Origin of the sequence: Nitrosospira sp. NpAV (genome assembly GCF_000832065.1) — a bacterium.
GTDB lineage: Bacteria > Pseudomonadota > Gammaproteobacteria > Burkholderiales > Nitrosomonadaceae > Nitrosospira.
Genome location: NZ_JXQM01000019.1, coordinates 149,739 through 168,341 on the forward strand (window position 1 = coordinate 149,739; position 18,603 = coordinate 168,341).

The following is an 18,603-nucleotide window of genomic DNA, read 5'->3' on the forward strand; positions in this document are numbered from 1 at the left end:
AGTGAGGGCATAGCAAGAGGCGGATCAGCGTTATCGTTAGCATATCGCAACCCACCGCACCGTGAAAAACTTTATTCAGAGGCGCCTTCAGCGCCATCCGGAGGGGGCGCGGCTTTTTTGCCGGCACCCTCGCGCCTGCGGTATATTCCAGCGCGCATGAGCAGCATCGCCGTCACGGGCGATGTGGCGATCACAAATAGCGTAATCAGCGTCTCCTGGAAAATGAACCGGTGTGCCTGCACGGAAGCGATCAATATCGATGCCAGCAACACGCAGCCCAGGCCGAGCGTATTGCCCATGGTAGGCCCGTGCATGCGCGCGAACAAATCAGGCAATCTCAGCAAGCCAAGAGAGCCGATCAATGCCAACACACCACCCGATATGAGCAGCAATGATGCCAGCCAGTCCACCCACTGGGGAGTATCCATTATGCTCATGGCTCGATCACTTCCCCGCGCAGCAGAAACTTTGCCATCGCGGCTGAACCGACGAAACCGAACAACGCGATCAGCAGGGCGATATCGAAGTAGATTCGAGAGCCGAACTGGATACCCAGCGTCAATACCATCAACATGCCATTAACATATAATGTATCGAGCGCCAGCACGCGGTCTTCGGCGGCTGGTCCCCGCAACAGGCGAATCGCCGCGCATATCATGGCCAGCCCGAAAGCGATCAGCGCGAAGGATAGTGCCCAGGGCAGCAGTGGTGTCATTCGAAAATCTCCATTAGTGGACGTTCGTAACGGTGCTTGATCGTGCGAATCCAAGTTTCCTCATCCTGCAGATCCAGCACATGAAGCGTCAGGTCGCTCCCATCCGCCGACAGGCCGGCCCAGACGGTGCCCGGCGTCGCGGTAATGATACAGGCCAGCGCCGCCAGCCCGTACGGATCGCGCAGATCGATGGGTATCTTCATGAAACCTGAATTGGAACGCCGCTGCAGAGGGCCGAGGATTACGCCCGCGACGGCAATATTGGAACGGGCGATATCAAGCAATACAACGAAAATGAGCCTCACCGCGACCAGCAGATGATGGGGGCGCGCGCGCAATGGCCGCATGGCAGCCGTCCCGAGGGTGATGGCAACCGTCAGTACCAGGCCCAGCAGCAAATGGCCGGGCGCCAACGTATCGTTAAGCAGGAACCATAATGCAAGCAGCATCACTGTGAACAATGTCAGGGATGGCCAGCGCTTCATTGCCTTATTCCTCCTATTCCCTCAATGATCTCGCTTGCTTCTGTTTCGGGTAAGGAATGCGGCAGCAACCCAGCCCCCAATACCGCATCGATGTATGTCTGCGGCGAAGAAAGCGAATGCCCGGCGAGACCCAGGTAATCCGCCGCCGGACCCGCCCCCACCGCCAGCGCCGCACTCAGCAGCAGCAGCACGGCGACAGGGGCCGCTTCAATCAGGTGCAACTGGGGCGTCACGATCTCGTCCGAGCTCCAGAACAAGCGCACGCCCATTTTGCACAGCGCGATGACGCCAATCAGACCCGACCCCAGCACCGCTGCCCACAACACCCATACCGATACCGGCACCGCCTCAAGCGGCACGCCGGAAGGCACGGTATCCAGCGCCGCGGAAAGAATCAGGAATTTGGCGACAAAACCCGATAACGGCGGCAGCCCGGTTACCAGCAGCGCGCACGCGATGAAGCTCATACCCAGAAATGCCATTGCCGCCGGTATGACGATACCCACAACCTCATCGGGATGACCGGGATCGAGCGGCTCCTCATGATCGAATGATTCAGCCGTATCCTCCATAATGCGCTCGCCGAATCGCTGGGTCCGTTCGATCATCTCGCTCAGCATGAAAAAAGCGCCCGTAGCCAGCACCGAGCTGACCAGATAAAACAATGCCGCGCTTTTCATCCCGGCACCGCCCAGGCCGAGCGCCGTCAGCAGGGTGCCGGCCGATGCGATGACGCAGTAGGCTGCCAGCCGCTGTGGCTGATGAGCGGTCAGCATGCCGGCAGTGCCCAGTACAAGGGTGGCCAGTCCTATGCCGAACAGCCAGCCGTCGCCGAATGGAGCCGGGGCACCCAGGTCGCCGGGTGAAATGGATGAGTCGGATAACAGCGAGCCCAATCGCAGCAACGCGTAAATTCCTACCTTTGTCATGATCGAGAATATGGCCGCTACCGGCGGTGCGGCGGCGCTATAAGTAGCCGGCAGCCAGAAGTTCAGCGGCCACGCTCCCGCCTTGAGGAGGAAAGCCACGCCCAGGATCGCCGCCCCTGTTTCAAACAGGATACGGTCGCCATCCGGCAGTGCCGGGATGCGTGCCGCAAGATCCGCCATGTTCAGCGTTCCACTTGCGCCGTAGATCAATGAAACGCCGATCAGGAAAACAAACGATCCCGCCAGATTGACGGCGATGTAATGCAGTCCTGCCTTGACCCTGGCCGCACCCAGGCCATGCAGCGCCAGGCCATAGGAAGCGGCCAGCAGAACCTCAACAAATACAAATAGATTGAACAGATCGCCGGTCAGGAATGCGCCGTTTATTCCCATGACGACAAACTGGAATAGCGACTGAAAATGCGGCCCCATCCGCTTCCAGCGGGCGAGCGCATACACCAGCGATGCCAGAGCCAGCACCGCGTTCAGCAGCACCATCACCACGGACAGCCGGTCCACCACCAGCACAATGCCGAATGGCGCCTGCCACTCGCCCAGCCGATAGACAGCGATGCCGTCCGGCCAGGTCTCCGGCATTGCGTCGCTGACCACATAAGTCAGGGCAACCGCGACCGCCAGATTCGCCAGTGAGGCGCAAAGGGCGACAATCGTGCGTTCCGTGCGCCGGACTTCGGCGAACAGCAGCATGCCCGCACCCGCCACCAGCGGGATGACTATCGGAAATATGGGAAGATGCTGTATCCAGGTATTCATGGCTCCAGTTCTTCGCCTTCGACATGGTCGGTGCCCGTCAAGCCTCGGGAGGCAAGCAGCACGACCAGAAACAGCGCCGTAGTGGCAAAACCGATCACGATCGCCGTCAGAACCAGCGCCTGCGGCACGGGATCATCGTAGAGCGATGGATCGGCTTGCCTGAGGGTATCGATGATGGGAACGAGTCCCACGGTTAGCCGCCCCATCCCGAAAATGAATAGATTGACCGCATATGACAGCAAAGTGAGGCCCATGATCACCTGGAAAGTGCGCGGACGCAGCAGCAACCATACGCCCGATCCGGTCAGTACGCCAATTGCCAGGGAATAGACGATTTCCATCAATTTTCTCCGGACGGGACTTGGGCAGCCTGCGGATTGAGTCCCATTGCCGGCACGATTCCCGGTTCCCCAGTCCGCCCGCCCTCAGGTTCCACATGAGCGGCGCCGTGCTTGCGATGTCCGCGCCGCGATTGGTGCGCCAGGGCCACCAGGATCAGCACCGTGGCGCCAATCACCAGCAGGAATACGCCGATATCGAATAGCAGCACGGTGGAAAGATGCAACTCGCCAATTACCGGCAAGGCCGTATGCCATGTCAGGGCCGAGAGGAATGGCCGCCCCGCCAGCCAAGCTGCCAAGCCGGCCCCCGAGGCACACAGGAGGCCCAGCGCAATCCAGTACTGCGGAAAGATCCGGGTGCGCGATTCCGCCCAGGCGGTACCTCCCACCAGATATTGCAGGATGACCGCCGTCGCCACGATCAGCCCTGCCACAAATCCGCCACCGGGTTCATTATGCCCGCGCAGGAGGAAAAAAACCGCCACCATGCCCGCAACCGGCAGCAGCAATTGCACGATTACGCCAGGCAGCTTCATCGGCCCGGCTGGCAGCAACGCATGCGGGTCCGGGGGCAGCCCGCCGGTTTGCGCATCCTGCTCCTGTTGCTGGATTGGCACGCCCATGCTTTCGGGCGCGGGACGAAACCGCCGCAACAGGGCGAATACTGTCAGCGCCACGATACCCAGCACGGTAATCTCGCCCAGCGTATCGAAACCGCGGAAGTCGACCAGGATTACATTGATGATATTGGTGCCTCCCGCGAGCGGCAGGGAATTCTCGATAAAGAACGGCGAAATACCTTCCACCGCCCGTCGTGTCAGTACCGCATAACTCAATGCAGCCAGGCCGGAACCGGCAATGATCGCTAGCACCAGGTCCCGCAGCCGCCGGGTCCGGGCCCGCAGGCGCACCCGGAGCGGGACTCGCTTATCGTCCACTGACTTATAGCGCGGAGGAAGCCAGCGCAAACCCAGCAGGAGCAGGACAAGTGTCACCACCTCCACGATGAGCTGTGTCAGCGCCAGGTCGGGCGCGGAAAACCAGACGAAAGTCATGCAGGTGGCCAGTCCTGCCGCGCCCGCCAGACTCAGCGCCGCAAGACGATGATATTTGGCCTGGGTGGCGGCACCGATTGCGCAGGCCGCCCCGGCCAGCCACATCAATGCGAAAGCCGGTTCAACCGGTGCCACGGACATATTGCCCGCAGGCAGCCCTCCATTTGACAATGGTATCAGCGCACATGCGAATGCGGCACAGATCAGAAGCAGCAATTGCACCTGCAGCCGTTCTGTCGACAGCCATCGCGTCAGTCCATTGGCCAGCGAATCCAGTTTTACCAGCAGGAATTCAAAAATGAGCTTGCCGTCCAGGTGAAAGCGGTCTATCAACGGCACCACCGCGGTGCCCTGTTGGTATTTTCCAAGCATCCGGTACAGCACGACACCGCCCGCCATTGCCGCCAGGCTCATGATCAGGGGCAGATTCCAGCCATGCCACACCGCCAGGCTGTGAAAAGGCATGTCCGGCCCCAGCACGGATCGCGCTGCCATATCCAGGTAGGGTCCGATGGTTTGCGCGGGGATCATGCCGACCACAAGACAGGTCATCACCAGCAGCGCACTCGGAAACAGCATCCAGAGCGGGGGCTCGTGCGGCTTTCTTGGCAGGTCCCCCGCTGGTGGCCCAAAAAATACCTGCAAGATGAAACGCAACGAATAGGCAACGCTGAATATTCCCCAGATCACGGCCATCGCCGGCATGCCGATGCGTGTGATTGCATTACCGCTGATGAATATCGTCTCGGTGAAAAACATCTCTTTCGAGATGAAACCATTGAGCAAAGGCACCCCCGCCATCGCCGCGGCTCCAACCGTGGCGAGCGTGGCGGTAAGGGGCATCGCGCGGTACAAACCGCTCAGCCGCGACAGGTCGCGCGTGCCCGTCTCGTGATCGACCATGCCGGCCGCCATGAACAGTGATGCCTTGAATGTTGCATGGTTCATGATATGGAAAATGGCCGCGATCAATGCGAGCGAACTATTAAGTCCGAGCAGCAGCGTAATCAGCCCCAGATGGCTGATGGTCGAATAGGCTAGCACGCCCTTCATGTCACGTTGAAAAATTGCCATGTATGCGCCCAGCCCCAGCGAGCAAAGACCCGCGCTGCCGATGATCCAGAACCACTCATCGGTGCCGGCAAGCACGGGCCAGAGCCGCACCAGCAGAAATACGCCTGCTTTGACCATCGTCGCCGAATGCAGATAAACGGACACAGGCGTGGGCGCCGCCATCGCATGCGGCAGCCAGAAATGAAACGGAAACTGGGCGCTCTTGGTCAGCGCTCCCAGTGCGACCAGGATCAGCGCCGGCAGATACCATGAATGCGCCCGAATCAGATCGCCCGAAACCAGCACCGCATCCAGATCGTAACTGCCCGCGATGCGTCCCAGTATCAGCACGCCCGCAAGCAGGCACAACCCGCCGGCCGCCGTCACGGTCAGCGCCATGCGGGCTCCGCGGCGCGCGTCGGCACGGTGATACCAGTATGCAATAAGCATGAATGATGTCAGGCTGGTCAACTCCCAGAACACCACCAGCTGAATCAGGTTGCCCGACAGTACCACCCCGAGCATGGCTCCCATGAAAGCCAGGAAGAATGAGAAGAAACGCGGCACCGGATCCTGCGGGGACATATAGTAGCGCGCATACAGCACCACCAGCGCGCCCATCACTGTCACCAGCATGGCAAACAGCCATGCGAAGCCATCCATGCGGAACACCAGATCCAGACCCAGCCCCGGCGCCCATTGCAACGTCTCCCGCAGCACCTCCCCCTCGACTATCTGCTGATAGTGCTGCAACGTCAGGGCGACGCAGGCAACCGCCACTGCACCCGCGAGCCAGGCTTCGGCATTGCGGGCGTGGGAAGGCACAAACGCGGCACAGAGACTGCCCACGAATGGCAGGGCGACAATCCAGATTAGCGACATGACATGTTGATTCAACCTAAATCCGGCGGATGGACTGGCAGAGCAAGTTCACCAAAAAAAATCAAGCTACCCAAAAAATATTCCTAAATCATAATACGAGAAGCGGTCAGCCGCCGGAATCAGGGTCGGTTCTCCGAGTCTCCCAGGAAGGGGCGGACCCTGACCAGTCCGCCCGAGCCGGCGAATATATCCACCTGCGGGCAAGAACATCCGATATACATTGAGATGAAAACAGAACGGGCGGAAGCGAGCGATGCGCCGCAACCCGGGCCAAGCAGTTTACATGCCAGCCCCAATAATATCATTATCTGATGAGACGCTCGCCCCGGAGAACTGGTTCCCGTGAGGGTATGGGCAAATGAAGAAATTGCGCATCCACGGGCGGAATGGAGATTAATGCTGAATGATGGTTACCATTGACCTGCTCAATGCCTACTTTTCTCCCCGGGTGAGCACGACGACAGCCTCCGTTGTCAACAGCTGGAAGGTGAAGGTCTCCAGAAAATACAGTTCGACGACAGTACCGGAATGGCTTGCGTAACCAATGGAGATATCCTGGCCGATATCCAGTTCAAAATCACCGCTGCGGATCGTGAGTACAAACCCGCCTTCAATGGCGGGCGCCCAGATGATTCCTCCGTCCACCACGCGCTCAATATGGTGAAAGACCGGGTAACCCTCGTTGCTCCCTCCACTCGCGGCGGTATACGCGTCTGCGCCAAGTACGAGCGCGTACGGTCCATTGACGCCGGCAAGCCGCAATTGATTCACCGCCTGTGCAACTGCATCCGGATAATCCCTCACGTTGGAAGGGAGCACGACTCCCGGATTGCTGCTGCCTTCACGAATGCCCTGAATTCCAGCAGCGGCGTATCCATCGAAGATAGCGCGATCTTCGGCAAAGGCGATTTTGCGCGCGGCTTCCTTCACCGGCCACCAGTCCGAATCCATTGCGCCGCGCTCCACGTCGTCAATCGCCTGCCGCGTGAGTTCGAACGGAACGCGCAGTTCAACGATGGCTTTTATATCGCGTTGAGCGGCCTGGATCCCGTCGCCGGGGGCTTCGATCTGATGAAGATGCCCGGTGCCGACAGCCGAGAGTTCAAGGCCTTTCGGCTCCGGAACATCCACGACCCGCCGTGCCGCGAGATGGCGCCTGAGGGTGCGGGACGCCTCCTCCTCGATCTGGGCCCAGGCCTTGCCGGAAATAGGGGCGAGCTCCCGATGGAGATTATTCATTTCCTGCCTCCTTTTTTAGAGAACCGATACCAAGTGACCCATCGCCTGGAGACGAGTGCGATTGACCCTTGCCAGGTGCCTCCGGGTCTTTCGAAGTTTGAACACCCATTGATGGAGATCCGCTCTCCGGCGCAACGTTTTCGAGAAACGTCGCGGATGGCACGAAAAACAACGTGCCAGTCACGGCGCGGCTGAAGTCGAGCAGCCGATCATAATTTCCCGGTGGCCGGCCAATGAACATATTCTCGAGCATCTGCTCTATTCTACCTGGCGAGCGAGCGTATCCGATGAAATAGGTGCCGAATTCGCCCTTCCCGATCTCGCCGAACGGCATGTTGTCGCGCACGATCTCCAATTGCTCTCCGTCCTCGATAATCGTCGTCAAGGCGTTGTGCGCCGAGGTTGGCTTTACTGCATCGTCCAACTCGATGTCGGAAAGCTTCGTCCTGCCGATGATTTTCTCTTGTTCCTCGATGGGCAGCGCGTTCCACCCGTTCAGGTCATGCAGGTACTTCTGTACGATCACGTAGCTTCCGCCGGCGAAGGCGGCATCCTCCCCGCCGATGATGGTGGCATTGAGAGCGGCCTGGTCCACGGGGTTCTCCGTGCCGTCGACGAAACCGATCAGGTCGCGATCATCGAAATAATTGAAACCATGCACCTCATCCACCGTGGAAACAGCACCGCCGAGCCGTGACAAGAGCTGTGTCGCGAGTTCAAAGCACAGATCCATGCGTGTGGCGCGGATATGGAAGAGGATATCACCCGGCGTTGAGACCGCGTGATGCCGTCCATGAATTTCACGGAAGGGATGCAAGTCTTTCGGCTTCGGCGTGCCGAAGAGCCGATCCCATGCATTGGAACCGAAGGCCATGACACATGACAGCCTACCCTCGAGATCGCGGAAGCCCACTGCGCGCTGAAGTGCTGCCAGATCGCCACACAAGGCCCGCACGGCGGCCTCGCTCGCTTTTCCGGAATTGATTGTCGCGACGAGAAAAATGGCTGCCCGGGTGAGCGGGGCAGTGACTGGTTGCGAAACAGCGGATGGCAAGCCTGACTCCTTGCTGATCTGTTCAGAACTCCTTATGTGAAGCGCGGCAGGCCCGGCTGGTGAAGTCTGCCGATTGACCGACTTGTATCGGGGCTCGTCAATGCGCGATACTAGCATCTCGTTCATATTCGGATCGGGTCAGCTTGTAGGACTTGGCGCTCGTGTCAACTGGCGTCCCGCTGTCAACGCCGCGTTTTCCGTAGTATAACGTGCCTTCTTCATCGTAGCGCCTGCTTAAGTAAGAAATTATACTTCTGAGTGCGGCGAATTCAACCGGTCAGTGCAACATCCTATTGACTCCTGATCTGTAGAGATATGCAATGGCTAGCGTATCGGGTGCCATGACCGATGAACGCAAGGTGTGTATTGGGCAGCTATGCAAACAGGTTTCTGTTCACTGTTCAGGGACTTGGAAACTCGCATAGATCATAGATACTAGAGGGATATCCCTCTCTGACAGCTAAAAAGGTCACCTTTGGGTGCTTTCTTATCGATAAAATCAGCGCTGCATCCAGCAATCCCTTTCACGGCTTTTAATGAAAGAACCAACGCCGCTTTGGGAATGTCAAATTCACCATGATTAAACAATGGAATCAGTGTTCAAAATGAAAGCTGCGATTGCCGTGGCAACAGCTTTAAGCATTATCATCACCGCTTATGCAATGGAGAAAACCGTGACGCCCGCTCAGAAAACAGATTTGAAAACCGATTTTATCGTCCTGGGCATGGGTTGCTTTTGGGGCGCCGAAAAACGCATGGGGGAAATTCCTGGAGTCATGGACGTGGAAAGCGGCTATGCGGGGGGCGACTTGCCCGGCGCTGGCTATCAGGATATTCTCAATCATGAAAGAGCGCTTCGTATCGGTAAGACAACCGCGCGCAATCACGCGGAAGTCGTCAAAGTGACTTTCGATCCCGCCAAAGTAACGCTGGAAACGGTTCTAGGTAAATTCTGGGAAAATCATAATCCCACCCAAGGCGATCGCCAGGGAAACGATGTCGGCAGCAATTACCGCAGCGCTATTTATTATCATGACCCCGCCCAGAAGGCCATGGCCCTGGATACCCAGTCAGCATATCAGCGGGCGCTTGACGCCGCGGGTATTGGCCGCATCACCACTGAAGTTCTGCCGCTAAAAAATTACATCACGGCTGAGGAATATCATCAGAACTATCTGAAGAAGAATCCCGATGGATACTGCGGTCTGGGAGGCACCGGCGTGAAGTATCCCAAGCCGGCTGAAAAAGTTGCACGGAATGGTATTCCTGCCAATGCTGCAGGCATATCTTCCGCACCGCTGGATGGCGGTAATCTGAATTTTGCTCAGCAGTTGGTTGTGTTCAAGACTGAGAATTGTGAATTTTGCAAGCTCTTCGACAAAGACATACTGAACCACTGGCAAGCCGAAGTTCCCGTTGCTGCGACCATGAGTGCCGACCCGCCTGCTGGCTGGGAGCTGGAAAAACCCTTGTTCGCCGCCCCTACCATTGTGCTGTTTAGGGATGGCAAGGAGGTGACCCGTTACACCGGCTACAATGGTGAGAAATCCAATTTCTGGAAATGGCTGGGCTTCCAGCTGTTATCGCCTGAACAGCGGAAAATAGCCTTCCAGCAAGGCACCGAACCTCCCTTCACCGCCACCAACCTGGATGAGAAACGCCCCGGAAAATTCGTTGACCCCATCACCGGCACAACCCTTTTTCTCAGCAATGCCAAATTCGAGAGCGGGACAGGCTGGCCGAGTTTTTTCGATCCAATTGAAGGGGCCATTACGGAGCACGAAGACAAGACGCATGGCATGAGACGGGTCGAGGTGCGCAGCGCAAGCTCCGGCATCCACCTCGGGCACGTATTCAACGATGGGCCCGCTCCCACCTTCAAGCGCTATTGCATCAACGGCGCTGTTCTGAAATTTGTCCCGGACAAGGAATGACCATTCCTCTATAAGGATTTTTAGGATGGTGGAGCAAAGCGCACCCATCGACCATTTACGCCACCCAAATTATGACCCGGATCACGGGATCAAATTCTTGTTGAATAAGGAACGCACCCATGGAACCACTCATCCGGAAAATCATTCTGGCCACCGATTTTTCAGAGGCTTCTCAAGGCGCCATTGGCCATGCCGTATGGCTGGCTAAGTCGCTTCAGGCGGAACTCAAGGTCTTGCATGTGTTTGAACCGAGCGGATGGATGGTTCCCTCGCCCTACTACTACACGCCAGGATTCGAACAATGGGTGGATGCCAGCCTGGATAAAACCCGACAGGCAGGAAAAGAATCCCTCGAAGCCCTGGCGGAGTCGCTGGACATGCAAGCCGAAAGCATTTTTGTTGAAGGCCCCACGGCCAAGGAGATCGTCCGCGTCGCCGCCGAACATCATGCCGATCTGCTCATCCTTGGCACGCATGGATATACCGGATGGAATCATTTAACCTTGGGGAGTATCGCGGAATACGTGGTCAGGCACGCCAACTGCCCGGTTCTTACGGTCAAGCCGCGTCAGATTTCCTGAAAGCAAGGACGGATATAAAAATCGAGCCGTCGCGCACCCCGGCCCAGCCAGGGGAAGATTACCTAGTGATGCCTACATCCCTGTCTTTTGCGTCCTTTGCGTTACCTTTAAGGACGAGCACCATCGCTTCGGTTTTTGCATTTTTTACTATTGTGTCCACATAGGACTGCGCGAAAATCGGATCCGTCTTTTCGGCGACTAGTGCCAACTGTAATCGCTGAACACTTTTCTTGCATGAATTCTCTGCGGTATCCACGACTAGACGGGCATCCGACGAACCCGCTCTCATCTTTTCAGCATTCGACCAGACACAGACCGAATACTCCTTCGCCGCCTTCTTGGTGATATCTCCCACAGCTGTCCTTAATGGAGGCGCCGAGGTTTGTGGCAATGGTACTGAAGGAGGCGTGTTTTTGCATCCCGTGAATAAAAAGACGCACACACCTACAACGGTAATGACTTGTCGCTTCCGCATGATTATTTCTCCGCCACAAGGCCTTAGTTGATGCCCGGTTTTACCGCCACGGTGAGCGGCATGAGCCGTCCGGTGCCGGCTGCCAGCACCCAAGAATCTCATGCTTCCTCTCTTCCAACCACCGGCTTAGTTAAAACCATACCTATACCGCGAACTGAAGCAACTTGTATGCCATAATCTCATCATCATAACTAACTCTTTAAAAATAATGAGTTATGAGAATCAAGCAAGTTCGCTCAGGTAACCATGTCATAATTTCCGGCAACCGCATCGCGTACGGTAGCGCGCGTGCAAATAACCCGGACCAGGCAAAAGGAATAAAGAATCAGAAGATCGCTGCGCCGGGAATTGAACGAAAAATATATAGCGCGGGCACTTTGAAGCTACAGTTATCATTCACGCTACCGGCCTTCCGGAAGCCGGGGAATTTATTCAGGAGTTTCTTAAGTATCCAGCCGTTTCGCTTTCCAATAGGCGGATTTCCAATAGGTTTCGCTCAAACGGGAAATGGTGACGCCCTGCTTTGTCGAGGCATGCAGAAACCTGTCATCCTCCAGATAGACGCCCACATGCCGGACCGATATACCGGTCTTGAAAAATACCAGATCACCGGCCCGTAGCTGGTTCCTGTCGATGTCCTGCCCCAACCCCACCTGAAATTCCGTCGATCTCGGCAGTACAATGCCCAGCTTTGTCTTGAAAGTTACATGCATGAAGCCGGAACAATCAATGCCATTTCTGCTCAAGCCGCCGATCTGGTATTTTGTATTTTTCCATTGATGGTACTGCGCGTAAAGACTCTCCTTCACCCGCGCAGTATTGTCCATATCGACCTTTACGCCCGGCACGTAGGCGACTCTGGGCGCTCCCCTTTCCGGAACGCTGCTGCAACCGGCAAGAGCAACAACGAGGAAGACGCCCGTCATCCACCGCAGTTTATTCACAAGCGACGATTTCCATATGGAATAAATGGTTTCTCAGGCACGATAATAATCTCAATAATATATTGAGCCGGATGTACGGCAGATTCGAGATCCAACGAATTCTAAAGGATTATGCACGAGCTCAGCAATAGGAAAATCCTCCTGCCGGAAATCCATTGCGGTAAATAACGTTATGCCGGAGTCAATACGTATTGCTGCTGGGCCCTGTTAACACTTATTTCGCACCCGCGTTGCTACACAAAAAATGCGGAGGCAAGGCGCGAAGCGCAGGCCATAGTGGGCCTATGGCCAAGCTTTGCAACGCGGGTGCGAAATAAGTGTTAACAGGGCCCTGGATCAAACGAGAGGGATAGAGCATGAAAAAGCGCCCCGGTACCGCATGCCCGGTAGGGGCGCCGCGAAACGAACCAGCTGTTGACCATCAAGACAACTGATGGCCGCCCGTCACTCTTTTAGAACTCCGGTATGCTGCGGCCCACGATGCCGCGCTCCAGTCGAGTGCGCATCTCTTTCATGAGTCATTTCCGGAGGGCAATCACGGCTCGGCATAGGCTGTGAACTCACGTTCTTATCGATCTTTTTCATTTTGGACGGCTCGATAGCAGCGGGATTAGGTTCTCCCGCCAATACGGCGGGAGAAAACAAGCCCATGGTAATCAGCAAGGAAAAAAGCAGGGAATGTAGGGTTTTCATATGAACCTCCTTCAATATGCGTAAAACGGGTCCTTACGCACAACCAGCGTTATCCCATGGCTGGACAGCGATTCATAATGCTCACAGCGCTCCAACTGCTGGAAAACCATCCACCGGCTGCCGTATTTCTTTATAGCATAAAAACCACTTTTTGTAAATGGTTATACGCGCAGATGATTGAATCTCTTCAATAAAAACAGCTAGCGGAAGGAATCAGCCGGACGGAAACGTTGCACGAAGGGAATGATGGCACCTTGGCCGGGAAGGAACGTCAATGGACGTTTTGTGCATGTTGTGCGCAAACCGGTTGGCAACATACCCGACGGGATTCATGGCATCTTATAATCAACCGTTAGCATTTCCAGGAGATGCCCGCCGGGATCGCGAAAATAAACACCACGTCCGCCATCGTTGTGATTGATCCTCATATTTTCCGGCTCGAAGGGACCGCTACCGTAAGGAATATTCTCCGCCTTCAGGCGTTCGAATACTCCGTCGAATTCCCCCTCGGGTACTTTAAACGCATAGTGATGAGGCCCATAATTTTCGTTATTGTCGAAATCCAGAGAAAGCGTATCGTTTACCTTCACCACGATAAAATGGTGAAACTCACCTATGTAATCGAAACCGAATACCCTCGCATAGAACCTGGCTGATTCCACCTTGTTGTGTGAAGGCACAATGGTGTGATTTAGCGTAATAGTCATCATTTTTCTCCGTTGATGGGAAGACTGCCTTACATGCCATCATAGGGAACCTTCGTCCGCATTTCAACGATCTGCTTTTCAGATCATAATCTCTGTCACATAATAGTAACGTCAACCCATGGCTATTCGCTCTGCGTTGATTCTTCTGTCTTACGGTTATTTAAACACAAGTCAGAAGGTGACTCGGTTGGATCAAGGAGTGAAAAACAATGTAGTTTTTTTCAGGCTGATAACAATAAGAGGGAGATTTCAAAATGGCTGGAAAATTCGAAATTTATAAAGATAAAGCAGGAGAATTCAGATTCAGATTAAAAGCAAGCAACGGACAGTCTATTCTTGCAAGCGAGGGGTACAAGGCTAAATCCGGCTGTACCAACGGCATTGCATCCGTCAGGAAAAATGCCCCTGACGATTCGCGCTATGAACGTAGAACAACCGAAAGCGGTAAATTCAGGTTCAACCTTAAATCAGGCAATCATCAGGTAATCGGTACGAGCGAGTCTTATGAATCGGAATCCGCTCGGAATATCGGCATAGAGTCGGTCAAGAAAAATGCGCCGGATGCCTCGATAAACGACACTACGGACCTTCGAAAACCACCAGGAAGTCCCTTCTTGTTTGCTTCCGAACGTTTCATGATTTAAAGGCATCAAAAAACCCGCTTGAAGCGGGTTTTTCATTTGAAACGGGAATGAATGGGATTCCGGTTTCAGGTGATGCCGCGGCGGACGCGAGATTTCTGAGTTTTGCGCTGGGGCGCCCAGATCAGACCGGACAGGGCAACACCAAGAAGCAGGAGGGTTCCAAGTTCAGAGACTCCCTTTATCTCCATGAGATGCGCAGGGCCCTGGTTCCGGCTTCCCTTCTCGACGGCATCCGTATCCAGCGTGGTGGCTGCCACGGTGAAATCCTGAATGGACGTTTCACTTGACGGCAGGGCATGAACAGGCGCTGTCCCGGCTTCTTGCACTGCATCCATCATCAACGACATCAAACCTATCAGTGCAATGATTACGATTGTGCTGCGCATACCACTCTCCTTATATAAAGGGCTGCATGTTTATCAGCCAAACTGAAACAAACCTTTGGCAGAGATCACCCGCCGCCATATTCAGGCATGACGCCTTTTGTTACATCTTACTCGTTTCGATACCGCTTCCCATCGGACTTCGGTACACCTGCCCATAAAACCCTGACATCAATGTGACTATAAACCTACGGAAGAGTTCCCGTTACCGTATGCCCTCTGGCCAACCATGGGCCGATCCTGTGAACTGATTTCTACTTTTGGATAACTGCTTGAAATAACGAGCTTCTAATCGCTTCGTTAGGGTGGTGGAGTATGTACCATGCCTTTTGGGAACCGGCTCATGCCGGTAACAGCCTCGAATACCGGGATGCCAAGTAGAGCAAGCACATCCATAGTGGAATGCACCGGCATCGATAGCAGCCAGACTCTATTGGATAAATACCGCTTCCTGGGGTTGGAGCTGACTGGTAGGTGCGTTCTCCGCGGCTGAGACATTTCCCGCCTCCTCTTCAGCCGCGTTCACGCAGGTAGCAGTTGCTTTAAAATGCTTGATCTATCATGCACCATCGCCCGCCGTAGCGCGCCTATTCCGGAATCAGCCTGCCGACGTTATCGTATAACCAGGCCACCAGCGCATGAGCGCTGGCTCCATGATGGATTTCGCGATGACAGTTGGGACAAAGTGCCACGGCATTGGAGATGACGTCCTGTCCCCCATCAACCAGTTGCCGCATGTAATGCAACTCAAGATGGGGCAGCCCATCGACATTCTTGAAAGGCGCGGCTTTCTCGCAGCATTCGCAGGTTCCCTCCGCCTGCTGTAATACCCACGCTGCTACCGGCGCATTCCGTCGAAATTGCGTAACCGTCACACGCCGGGATTTCGGCTTGGGGTTGCCTCGTGGAATGACGGGATTCTTTTGCTTGAGCTCATCCCGCACCGCGATCTTGAAAGCGGCAACGGGCGTCGCCTTTTGCCCCTGGGTTTCCCACAGGAATTTCTCAATCTTTGCCGCGATGGCGGCCTCGATGTTCCGTGCAGGCTTGAGGCCCGTTACCCAGCTGCGCCCCATGAGCGCAAGCACATACGAAATATTTTGCATCCGGTATTCGTACGCCTTTTCACCTCGGCCAAATACCTCCGCAAGCCGCTTATAGTAATGCTTCTTTATGAAAGGCTGGCCTAAACGCTCGTCGCGCTGCATCTCCACGTAGGCTTCCACGGTAGCCTTCAATTCCTCGTCGTCCCACTCTTCATTCATTCTGATATCCTCTTAGGGCCTGTTAACACTTATTTCGCACCCGCGACGTCGACGGATTTCATCCAGGACGAGGCGTGAGTCGCGCAGCGGAGCAGGCCTCCGTAAGCGGCGAGTAACGAAGGGCTGGATGAAATCCGTCCCCGTCCCTTCGGGTTGCGCCCAAAAAACGCGGATACCGCGTTACGAAGCTTGGTCATAGGCCTACTATGGCCTGCACTTCGCGCCTTGCCTCCGCGTTTTTTGTGTAGCAACGCGGGTGCGAAATAAGAGTTGACAGGCCCTAACATAATGGAGTTATTCGTTCGGAATGGGGCATCCATACGCTTTGCAAAAAAACATCGCAATTAAGGTTTTTTGTCCCGGTCCGCCTTGTTGCTGCGCGAAATGGAGAGCAGCAGCCATATTCCACCGATTGTTGCGCATAAGAAACCGAGCAGCCCGATGAGAGGCAGCCCCAGCAAGGTGGGGCCGCCGGATACAGTCATGACAATGGATGACCCCACGATGATCGCCGCGACAATGATACCGGCGACCATGCGGTTGGCCGCACCATCCACCTGGTCACCCAGGTGCTTGAGATGCGTGACGTCAATATGAATGTCCAGTTTGCCACGCCGGGCCGCGCGCAGCAACCGAGCAAGATCGCGTGGCAGGTCGGCAATGAGGGCGGTCATTGTGGAGGCCCCGCGCCAACCCCGCTTGATCATGGCCGAAGGCGCGTAGCGGGCGGCTAACGTATCCTGCAGCATCGGCAACGCTTCCCCGGCCAGGTCCAGATCCGGATCGAGTTCGCGCCCCGTGCCTTCCAGCGTAATAAAAGCCTTGATGAACAACGCCAGATCGGGCGGCAATAAGAGACGGTGGCCGCGCAGGATAGCCACGAGATCGAAAAGTATATTACCCAGCTTGAGCTGCTTCAACGGCACGCCGAGATGCTGATCGACAAACGTCTCGATTTCGCTCGTCAGGGCATCCTCATTGATGTCGCCATCCATCCCGCCGCTACCGCTTGTCCAATCGAGCAGCACATCGGCGACATGCATGGGTTCATGTTGAACCAGTCCCAGCAGGAGACGGGCCAGCTGGTCGCGGCGTTCTTCGGTAAGCCGCCCGACCATGCCAAAATCAATAAACGCAATACGATTGCCGGGCAGATAAAAGAGGTTGCCGGGATGCGGGTCGGCGTGGAACAAGCCATCCTCGACGATCATTTTTATCACCGCATGCACACCGCGGCGGGCGAGAATCTTGCGATCAAGACCGGCTTGATCGACAGCGGCAAGATCGCGGCCGGGAATGCCATTGATATATTCCTGCACGCATACCCGCTCGCCCGTCCATTGCCAATGGACGCGAGGGATGACAATGGACGGAAGCATGGAACCGTGCTCCGCCGGCACGATGTCGTGGCCAGCAGGCAGATCGCGCGGAATATCCGGACCGGAATAGCCCGAGAAATTGGCCGCGATGCGTTCAGCATTACGGCATTCAGCGCCAAAATCAAGTTCACGCCGAAGCGATCGGGTAAATTGCCTGACGACTTCCTGCCAGTGGAAATGGCGCAGTTCCGAATTTCCCGCTTCCATGGCTTCCGCCAGCCTGGAGAACCAGCGCAGATCCGCCTCGATGATCAACCGAATGCCGGGCCGCCGCACCTTTACCACCACCTCCCCCCCATCGTCCAGGCGGGCACGATGCACCTGCGCAATGGAGCCGGTTGCCAGCGGCTGGGGATCGAACTCAGCGAATACTTCTTCCGGCGGAGCGCCGAGATCTTCGGTTAGCTGCTGATGAACCTGGGGGTATGGAGAAGGGGGCGTGCTATCCTGCAGCTTGCTGAATTCAGCGATCCACTCAGGTTCGAAGAGATCGACACGGGTAGCGAGAATCTGGCCAAGCTTGACGAAGGTTGGCCCCATCTCCTCCAGTGCCCGCCTCACCCGCGCATGAGGCGCAAGGTGGGCCAGTTCTTCGGCTTCATGCCAATGCAGCACCCGGCCGGTCCGTTCGAGCGCATTGGCGAGGCCCATCCGGCGCACCATGTCGCCGAAACCATAACGAATCAGGATTGATGCGATCTCTTGCAAGCGCCCGAGATCGCGGGCCGCCACGAGGGCCTGCCAAAGCATCAGATATCCCTCAGGAATCTATGCGTCGACCGATAGGAATGGGAACGGATCATAAAAAGGCTCATCTAATATGATGATTAGAAATCATATTATAACCGTCATGCGCCTTATTGTCCTATCGCAAAACGTACAAAGTTCTTTGGGCCTTAATCCCTTGATACGCAGCTACTTTGTGGCAAGCCGCTTGAAAAGTGGGCAACTGCCCAGACCCAGGCAGGCTTATCCGTTAATGTAATGCGGCCTAAAATGATGATGATGGGCTCGTTCACATCTACTTACCTTTTTATCGTTTCTTCCAATCGGAGGTAACTGTGAAACGTC

General features: G+C 55.7%; 18 protein-coding genes. 3 read left to right on the forward strand and 15 right to left on the reverse strand.

Translation table 11 applies throughout. The features are described from left to right. Positions 1-71: 71 nt before the first annotated feature. The 8 genes from mnhG to SQ11_RS11855 form a co-directional block, all read right to left on the reverse strand. Positions 72-437 (reverse strand): monovalent cation/H(+) antiporter subunit G, encoded by a 366-nt coding sequence (gene mnhG, locus SQ11_RS11820; RefSeq protein ID WP_041514357.1) that lies wholly within the window; start codon positions 435-437, stop codon positions 72-74. Continuing rightward, positions 434-715: a K+/H+ antiporter subunit F gene (locus tag SQ11_RS11825; RefSeq protein WP_041514358.1), complete on the reverse strand. Its 282-nt coding sequence runs from the start codon at positions 713-715 to the stop codon at positions 434-436. The genes mnhG and SQ11_RS11825 overlap by 4 nt, the downstream gene beginning before the upstream one ends. Then, positions 712-1,200 carry a Na+/H+ antiporter subunit E gene (locus SQ11_RS11830; protein WP_041514359.1) on the reverse strand — a complete coding sequence of 163 codons (489 nt, stop codon included), beginning with the start codon at positions 1,198-1,200 and terminating at the stop codon, positions 712-714. The genes SQ11_RS11825 and SQ11_RS11830 overlap by 4 nt, the downstream gene beginning before the upstream one ends. After that, complete coding sequence (locus SQ11_RS11835) at positions 1,197-2,903, reverse strand: monovalent cation/H+ antiporter subunit D (protein WP_041514360.1); 1,707 nt, start codon at positions 2,901-2,903, stop codon at positions 1,197-1,199. Before SQ11_RS11835 ends, SQ11_RS11830 begins: the two co-directional genes overlap by 4 nt. After that, on the reverse strand, positions 2,900-3,244 hold the full coding sequence (locus tag SQ11_RS11840; RefSeq protein WP_041514361.1) for a Na+/H+ antiporter subunit C: 345 nt from the start codon (positions 3,242-3,244) through the stop codon (positions 2,900-2,902). Before SQ11_RS11840 ends, SQ11_RS11835 begins: the two co-directional genes overlap by 4 nt. Continuing rightward, positions 3,244-6,234, reverse strand: coding sequence for a monovalent cation/H+ antiporter subunit A (locus SQ11_RS11845; protein WP_084226841.1), 2,991 nt, complete (start codon positions 6,232-6,234; stop codon positions 3,244-3,246). Before SQ11_RS11845 ends, SQ11_RS11840 begins: the two co-directional genes overlap by 1 nt. 432 nt (positions 6,235-6,666) lie before the next feature. Next, positions 6,667-7,473, reverse strand: coding sequence for a family 1 encapsulin nanocompartment shell protein (locus tag SQ11_RS11850; protein WP_041514362.1), 807 nt, complete (start codon positions 7,471-7,473; stop codon positions 6,667-6,669). Then, complete coding sequence (locus SQ11_RS11855; protein ID WP_232297988.1) at positions 7,466-8,653, reverse strand: Dyp-type peroxidase; 1,188 nt, start codon at positions 8,651-8,653, stop codon at positions 7,466-7,468. Before SQ11_RS11855 ends, SQ11_RS11850 begins: the two co-directional genes overlap by 8 nt. A gap of 461 nt (positions 8,654-9,114) precedes the next feature. Between SQ11_RS11855 and msrA the strand changes: the two genes are divergently transcribed. Beyond that, the gene (gene msrA, locus SQ11_RS11860) at positions 9,115-10,461 is read left to right on the forward strand and encodes a peptide-methionine (S)-S-oxide reductase MsrA (RefSeq protein WP_232297989.1); all 1,347 of its coding nucleotides are present in this window, start codon (positions 9,115-9,117) and stop codon (positions 10,459-10,461) included. Between the two features lie 119 nt (positions 10,462-10,580). Further along, a complete protein-coding gene (locus SQ11_RS11865; protein ID WP_041514364.1) occupies positions 10,581-11,042 on the forward strand; it encodes a universal stress protein in 462 nt (153 codons plus the stop codon). Positions 11,043-11,100: 58 nt separating this feature from the next. Here SQ11_RS11865 and SQ11_RS11870 read toward each other — a convergent pair whose 3' ends face one another. The 4 genes from SQ11_RS11870 to SQ11_RS11885 all read right to left on the reverse strand — a co-directional run bounded on the left by SQ11_RS11870 (position 11,101) and on the right by SQ11_RS11885 (position 13,864). Beyond that, a complete protein-coding gene (locus SQ11_RS11870) occupies positions 11,101-11,517 on the reverse strand; it encodes a hypothetical protein (RefSeq protein WP_041514365.1) in 417 nt (138 codons plus the stop codon). Between the two features lie 443 nt (positions 11,518-11,960). Then, complete coding sequence (locus tag SQ11_RS11875) at positions 11,961-12,461, reverse strand: NlpC/P60 family protein (RefSeq protein ID WP_232297990.1); 501 nt, start codon at positions 12,459-12,461, stop codon at positions 11,961-11,963. A 444-nt stretch (positions 12,462-12,905) separates the two neighbouring features. Beyond that, complete coding sequence (locus tag SQ11_RS11880; RefSeq protein ID WP_041514367.1) at positions 12,906-13,154, reverse strand: hypothetical protein; 249 nt, start codon at positions 13,152-13,154, stop codon at positions 12,906-12,908. Positions 13,155-13,483: 329 nt separating this feature from the next. Beyond that, the gene (locus SQ11_RS11885) at positions 13,484-13,864 is read right to left on the reverse strand and encodes a VOC family protein (protein WP_232297991.1); all 381 of its coding nucleotides are present in this window, start codon (positions 13,862-13,864) and stop codon (positions 13,484-13,486) included. A gap of 251 nt (positions 13,865-14,115) precedes the next feature. On the opposite strand from SQ11_RS11885, the gene SQ11_RS11890 reads away from it, so the two are divergent. Further along, positions 14,116-14,505, forward strand: a complete 390-nt coding sequence (locus SQ11_RS11890; RefSeq protein ID WP_041514369.1) for a YegP family protein — start codon at positions 14,116-14,118, stop codon at positions 14,503-14,505. Positions 14,506-14,570: 65 nt separating this feature from the next. On the opposite strand, the gene SQ11_RS11895 is transcribed toward SQ11_RS11890, so the two are convergent. The 3 genes from SQ11_RS11895 to SQ11_RS11905 all read right to left on the reverse strand — a co-directional run bounded on the left by SQ11_RS11895 (position 14,571) and on the right by SQ11_RS11905 (position 18,282). Continuing rightward, positions 14,571-14,891 (reverse strand): hypothetical protein, encoded by a 321-nt coding sequence (locus tag SQ11_RS11895; RefSeq protein ID WP_041514370.1) that lies wholly within the window; start codon positions 14,889-14,891, stop codon positions 14,571-14,573. Between the two features lie 584 nt (positions 14,892-15,475). Next, the gene (locus SQ11_RS11900) at positions 15,476-16,153 is read right to left on the reverse strand and encodes an HNH endonuclease signature motif containing protein (protein WP_041514371.1); all 678 of its coding nucleotides are present in this window, start codon (positions 16,151-16,153) and stop codon (positions 15,476-15,478) included. A 344-nt stretch (positions 16,154-16,497) separates the two neighbouring features. Beyond that, the gene (locus tag SQ11_RS11905) at positions 16,498-18,282 is read right to left on the reverse strand and encodes an AarF/ABC1/UbiB kinase family protein (RefSeq protein ID WP_041514372.1); all 1,785 of its coding nucleotides are present in this window, start codon (positions 18,280-18,282) and stop codon (positions 16,498-16,500) included. Positions 18,283-18,603 lie beyond the last annotated feature (321 nt).